The sequence below is a fragment of the Polaromonas sp. genome, from assembly GCF_031411155.1.
Lineage (GTDB): Bacteria > Pseudomonadota > Gammaproteobacteria > Burkholderiales > Burkholderiaceae_C > Polaromonas.
The window spans coordinates 1-5,380 of the sequence record NZ_JANOAL010000131.1; the positions used below are offsets into that span (position 1 = coordinate 1).

The 5,380-nt window shown below is 64.9% G+C and carries 5 protein-coding genes and 1 pseudogene; 3 read left to right on the forward strand and 3 right to left on the reverse strand.

The window, feature by feature from the left end:
• Window positions 1-1,664: ABC transporter ATP-binding protein/permease (locus RMO23_RS08845; RefSeq protein ID WP_309680595.1), on the reverse strand; the 1,664-nt coding region annotated here is incomplete at its 3' end.
• Between the two features lie 65 nt (window positions 1,665-1,729).
• On the opposite strand from RMO23_RS08845, the gene RMO23_RS08850 reads away from it, so the two are divergent.
• The gene (locus RMO23_RS08850; RefSeq protein ID WP_405041584.1) at window positions 1,730-2,188 is read left to right on the forward strand and encodes an acyl-CoA thioesterase; all 459 of its coding nucleotides are present in this window, start codon (window positions 1,730-1,732) and stop codon (window positions 2,186-2,188) included.
• An 83-nt stretch (window positions 2,189-2,271) separates the two neighbouring features.
• Here the strand turns inward: RMO23_RS08850 and RMO23_RS08855 are convergent, their stop codons facing one another.
• Together RMO23_RS08855 and RMO23_RS08860 are read right to left on the reverse strand one after the other, a co-directional pair.
• Complete coding sequence (locus RMO23_RS08855; protein ID WP_309680597.1) at window positions 2,272-2,643, reverse strand: hypothetical protein; 372 nt, start codon at window positions 2,641-2,643, stop codon at window positions 2,272-2,274.
• Window positions 2,640-4,025, reverse strand: coding sequence for an acyclic terpene utilization AtuA family protein (locus RMO23_RS08860; RefSeq protein ID WP_309680599.1), 1,386 nt, complete (start codon window positions 4,023-4,025; stop codon window positions 2,640-2,642). The genes RMO23_RS08855 and RMO23_RS08860 overlap by 4 nt, the downstream gene beginning before the upstream one ends.
• Window positions 4,026-4,152: 127 nt before the next feature.
• On the opposite strand from RMO23_RS08860, the gene RMO23_RS08865 reads away from it, so the two are divergent.
• Together RMO23_RS08865 and RMO23_RS08870 are read left to right on the forward strand one after the other, a co-directional pair.
• Window positions 4,153-5,028: a branched-chain amino acid ABC transporter permease gene (locus tag RMO23_RS08865; protein WP_309680601.1), complete on the forward strand. Its 876-nt coding sequence runs from the start codon at window positions 4,153-4,155 to the stop codon at window positions 5,026-5,028.
• A 202-nt stretch (window positions 5,029-5,230) separates the two neighbouring features.
• Window positions 5,231-5,380, forward strand: a pseudogene (locus RMO23_RS08870) (branched-chain amino acid ABC transporter permease); the annotation flags it as partial.

Genomic DNA, 5,380 nt, shown 5'->3' on the forward strand with positions numbered 1-5,380 from the left:
GCGGCGGTGCGCAGCTCGCCCTGGATGGCGCGCTCGTTGGCCGAATCGAGGGCCGAGGTGGCTTCGTCAAAAATCACCACCGGCGGGTTTTTCAGCAGGGTGCGGGCGATGGCCACGCGCTGCTTTTCGCCGCCCGACAGCTTCAGGCCGCGCTCGCCCACCATGGTCTGGTAGCCCAGCGGGGTGGAGGCGATGAAGTTGTGGATGCGGGCCGCGCGCGCGGCCTCCTCGACCTCGGCGTGGCTGGCGCCGGGTTTGCCGTAGGCAATGTTGTATTCGACCGTGTCGTTGAACAGCACCGTGTCCTGCGGCACGATGCCAATGGCGCGCCGCACGCTGGCCTGGGTGACCTGCTTGATGTCTTGCCCGCCTATGGTGATGCGGCCGTGCTGCACGTCGTAAAAGCGAAACAGCAGCCGCGCCAGCGTCGATTTGCCGGCGCCCGACGAGCCCACCACCGCCACGGTTTTGCCGGGCGGAATCTCAAAGCTGACGTTGTGCAGAATCGGCCGCGCCGGCTCGTAGGCGAAGCTGACGTTTTCAAAGCGCACCGTGGGCGAGGCGGCTATGACCAGCGGCTGGGCGCCGGGCTGGTCGGCAATCTCGCGCTCTTTTTCCATCAGCGTGAACATCTTGTCCAGGTCGGTCAGGCTTTGCTTGATTTCGCGGTAGATCACGCCCAGAAAACCCAGCGGAATGTAGAGCTGGATCATGAAGGCGTTGACCATCACCAGGTCGCCCAGCGTCATGCGGCCATCGACCACGCCCTGGGTGGCGCGCCACAGCATGGCGACCAGGCCGATGGCAATGATGACTTGCTGGCCGGTGTTGAGCAGGGACAGCGTGTTCTGGCTCTTGATGGCGGCCTTGCGGTAGCGCACCAGGTTTTCGTCGTAGCGGGTGGCCTCGAACTCTTCGTTGTTGAAGTACTTCACCGTCTCGTAGTTCAGCAGCGAGTCGATCGCCCGGCTGTGGGCGGTCGAGTCCATCTCGTTCATGGCCTTGCGAAACTGGGTGCGCCATTGCGTAACGGTGACCGTGAAGAACACATAAAACACCAGCGCGATGCCGGTGATGACGGCAAACAGGGCGTCAAACTTGACCGCCAGCAGCGTCAGCACCAAGGTGACCTCGATCAGGGTCGGGATGATGCTGTAGAGCGAATACGAGATCAGCGAATGCACGCCGCGCGTGCCGCGCTCGATGTCGCGCGTCATGCCGCCGGTTTGCCGCTCCAGGTGAAAGCGCAGGCTCAGCGCATGCAGATGGCGAAACACCTCCAGCGAAATGCGCCGCGCCGCGCCTTCGGTGGCCTTGGCAAACACCAGCTCGCGCAGCTCGGTAAACAAGGTGGTCGACAGCCGCAGCAGGCCATAGGCCAGCAGCAGGGCCGCCGGCACCACCAGCACCGCCTGCACGTTGCCGGGCTTGAGGTTCATGGTGTCGACCAGGTTTTTGAGCAGCAGCGGCACGCCCACGTTGGCCAGCTTGGCCCCCACCATGAAGGCCAGCGCCGCCAGCACGCGCCACTTGTAGTCCCACAAATACGGAAACAGCCGGCGCAGGGTGTCGCCGTCGGAACGCGCGTGCAGCGGCACGCCGTGGGCCGCCGGCGCGGCAGGCAGGTGAAGGGACGAATCGGCGGTGGAAGCTCGGGAGCGCATGGGTGACAATCGTTGCAGCAGCCCCTAGGGTTACTGGTTGTTTAACTTTCTTTGAGATTGTGCCTATGTCTTCCGAAACAAGCGTCTACAAGGGTATCCCGGTCAACACGGGGCCCAGCGCCGCAGAATCGCTCAATGTGCAGCTGCCGACCGACAAGGAACTGGTGCTCAAGATGATCCCGATGCCGGCCGACTGCAATGCCAACGGCGACATTTTTGGCGGCTGGGTCATGGCCCAGGTCGACCTGGCGGGTGCCGTGGTGCCGGCCCGCCACGTCGATGGCCGGCTGGCGACGGTGGCGGTGAACCAGTTCATCTTCAAGCAGCCGGTGCGGGTCGGCGACATCCTGTCGTTTTTTGCCGTCGTCACGCGCATCGGCACCACCTCGATCACAGTGCAGGTCGAGGTCTATGCCGAGCGCTTTCGCAGCCAGGGGCGTTATATCAAGGTCACCGAGGCCAGCCTGACCTATGTGGCGATTGACGACCTGGGCCGGCCGCGCAAGATCGTGAGCGCGGACTGACCGGCAAATTTGCCGCTATTATTTTGATAGCTGTAGGCGCCTATTGTTATTGGGCTAGAGCCATTTTTTATGGGTAAACCAGCTCAATCCGGCCCCCACCAGCCGACACGCGGCGCGGCCGTGGCCTCGGCCAGTTCGGCCGCGCTGACTTCAATTTCCAGGCGCAGCAGGGCCGCCGCCATGGCCTTGCCGAGGTTGTCCATGCGCAGGTTGCGCGCCCCGCCGCCCTGCAGCGCGTCGTGCAGCACCAGCTTGAGCGCCAGGATGTTGGGCAGCGGCCAGCACTGCACCGCGCCCGGCAGCCAGGGCGCAAAGTGGGCCTGCACCCGGTCGGCCGTGACTTCGCGCGCCATCAGCCGGTAGCCGGCCTCGTTCCAGGCAAACAGGCCAAAGTCGACCCAGTCGGCCTTGTCGCCGCTGCGGGCATGGGCAATTTTGACGAGCGGGATTTTCATGTCGCGATCACCTCCACGCGCACCTGCGCCTCCACCAGCTGCCGGTCTATCAGCGCCGGCCAGATGCCGAGCAGCTCGCTGCTGTTGTTCAGGCCGTGAAAGCCGCAGCTGTAGGCCGGGCCGCTCAGCGCCAGCCACGGAAACAGCCGGCCAAAGCCCTCGGCCACGGCTTTGTCCTGCGTGCGCAGCACCATGCGCACCCAGACTTCGTTGAGCTCGGCCAGTGCCTCGGGCGCGGGCAGCGGCGCCAGCGCGCCGTGGGCTGAATTGAGGCCCGGGAATTCGACGAACAAGGCCTCATGCGGCAGGCGCTTGTCGGCCAGCTGCGCCTTCACCATCGCCACCGCCGCCAGCGCCTTGTCATGCGCATCGGGCCAGCTAAAGCCCCAGGTCACCTCGGCCTTGAAGCCGTCGCGGTAGCCGCCGACCAGCTTGAGTTGCGCCGGCCGCGGCCGGCCGCGCGCGCCGCTCAGCCGCACCCGGTCCTGGCCCAGGTCGTCGAGCCGCACTTCGGACAGATCGAGCACCACGTCGGGCGACTGGTAGGCGTGCGGGTCGTGCACCTCATACAGCAGCTGCTGGCGCACGGTGTCAAAGTTGATGCGCCCGCCTGTGCCCGGCGCCTTGGTGATCAGCGCCGTGCCGTCTTCGCTGACCTCGGCCATCGGGTAGCCGATGTGCGCCAGATCGGGAATGGCCTTCCAGGCCTGCTGGCTGCCAAAATTGCCGCCGCTGCCCTGGCCCGAACATTCGAGCAGATGCCCGACGGCCAGGCCTTGCGCAAGCCGGTCCAGCTCGGGCGGCGTCTGCGCGTCTTCCAGCTTCCAGTTGAATTCATGCACCAGCGGCGCCAGAAACAGCGCCGCGTCGGCCACGCGGCCGGTGATCACGATGTCAGCGCCCTGCTGCAGCGCCGAGACAATCGGCCGCGCGCCCAGGTAGGCATTGGCAAACACCATGCGCGGCTGCACCGCCTGATAGGCCTGGCCGTTAAACAGGTGCGGCGGGGCCAGCGCCGCCAGCTGCGGCAACACCTCGTCGCCGGTGACCACGGCAATGCGCGCCTGCCAGCCCCTGGCGGCAAAGGCCGCGCGCAAGGCCGCGGCGGCGCCGGCCGGGTTCAACCCGCCGGCGTTGCAGATGAATTTGACGCCGCGCGCGCGCATCAGCGGCCACAGCTGCAGCAGCATGGGCAGCAGATCGCGCGCGTAGCCCAGGCTTGCATCGCGCTGCCGGTCTTTCTGCAAAATCGCCAAGGTCAGCTCGGCCAGGTGGTCGCTGGCGATGTAGTGCACGCCGCCGCGCTCAACGCTGGCGGCCACCGGCTCCCAGGCATCGCCATAAAACCCCAGACCGGCGCCGATTCGAATATTTCCCCGCATGGCCCGATTACGCGCCAGCGCCAAAGTGAGCCGTATGCGGAACAACCCCTAGCGACAGACCCATAGGGGACAGCTATAACCAAGGCACTTCAGATTCGCCGCGTTCACCCACCACGGAGACCATCACGTGCAATTTTTGCAGCTGCTGATCAGCGGCATCGCGCAGGGCTGCATTTACGGGCTGATCGCGCTGGGCTTTGTACTGATTTACAAGGCCACCGAAACCGTCAGTTTTGCCCAGGGCGAGTTGATGATGCTGGGCGCTTTTGTCGGTCTGGCCGGCATGAGCCTGCTGGGCTTTCCGTTCTGGCTGGCGGTGCTCAGCGCGATTGCCGGCATGGCGCTGTTCGGCATGCTGCTGGAGCGGCTGGTGATACGCCCCATCCTCGGCCAGCCGGCGTTTTCCATCGTGATGCTGACGATTGGCGTGGGCTACACCGCGCGCGGCCTGATCACCATGATCCCTGGCATTGGCACCGAGACCTATGTGCTGCCGGTGCCCTACAAGGACCAGATCTGGAGCCTGGGCACGCTGGTCATCAATGTCGAACAGGTCGCCATCATTGGCAGCACGGCGCTGCTGTGCCTGCTGCTGTTTGCGCTGTTCAAGTACAGCAAGCTCGGCATTGCGATGCAGGCCTCGTCGCAAAACCAGCTGGCCGCCTACTACATGGGCATTCCGGTCAAGCGGCTCAACGGCCTGGTCTGGGGCCTGGCCGCTGCGGTGGCGGCGATTGCCGGCCTGCTGCTGGCGCCGATTACCTTTGTGCATGCCAACATGGGCTTCATCGGGCTCAAGGCCTTTCCGGCCGCGGTGGTGGGCGGCTTCAGCAGCCTGCCCGGCGCGATTGTCGGGGGGCTCGTCATCGGCCTGGTCGAGTCCTTCTCGGGCTTTTACCTGCCCGACGGCTTCAAGGACGTTGCGCCCTATGTCGTGGTACTGATCATGCTGATGGTCAAGCCCAACGGATTGTTTGGCGAAAAGCTCCGTAAAAAAGTCTAGTACATGGCCCCCACGCTTTTCACTTCGTGTAATGCGCGAGGCCTTGCAGGCCGCGGCTCGCCAGACGCTTCGCCTCTGTCGCCTGTCCAAACCTGCTCAAGCAGGTTTGGAGCCGCAGGCTCCAGCCCCTCGGGGGCTGTGCTTGCTCGGGGCGGCCCTTCGCGGCGCACGGCCTATTGCCATCCATGGCAGAAAACCTGACATGCGCTTTATTTTCAAAACCGACTACGCGCAAGACATCAAGCTGGCCAAGCACGCCGGCCATGTGTTCTGGTACGGCGCGCTGATGCTGCTGCTGCTGGCCGCGCCCTGGCTCATTGCCGAATACTGGCTGGCGCAGCTGACCTTTGTG

Excerpts from the sequence above, each read along its gene's own strand:
- RMO23_RS08855 (WP_309680597.1), bottom strand. The coding sequence starts at position 2,643 with ATGAAAATCCCGCTCGTCAAAATTGCCCATGCCCGCAGCGGCGACAAG.
- RMO23_RS08850 (WP_405041584.1), top strand. The coding sequence starts at position 1,730 with ATGTCTTCCGAAACAAGCGTCTACAAGGGTATCCCGGTCAACACGGGG.
- RMO23_RS08860 (WP_309680599.1), bottom strand. The coding sequence starts at position 4,025 with ATGCGGGGAAATATTCGAATCGGCGCCGGTCTGGGGTTTTATGGCGAT.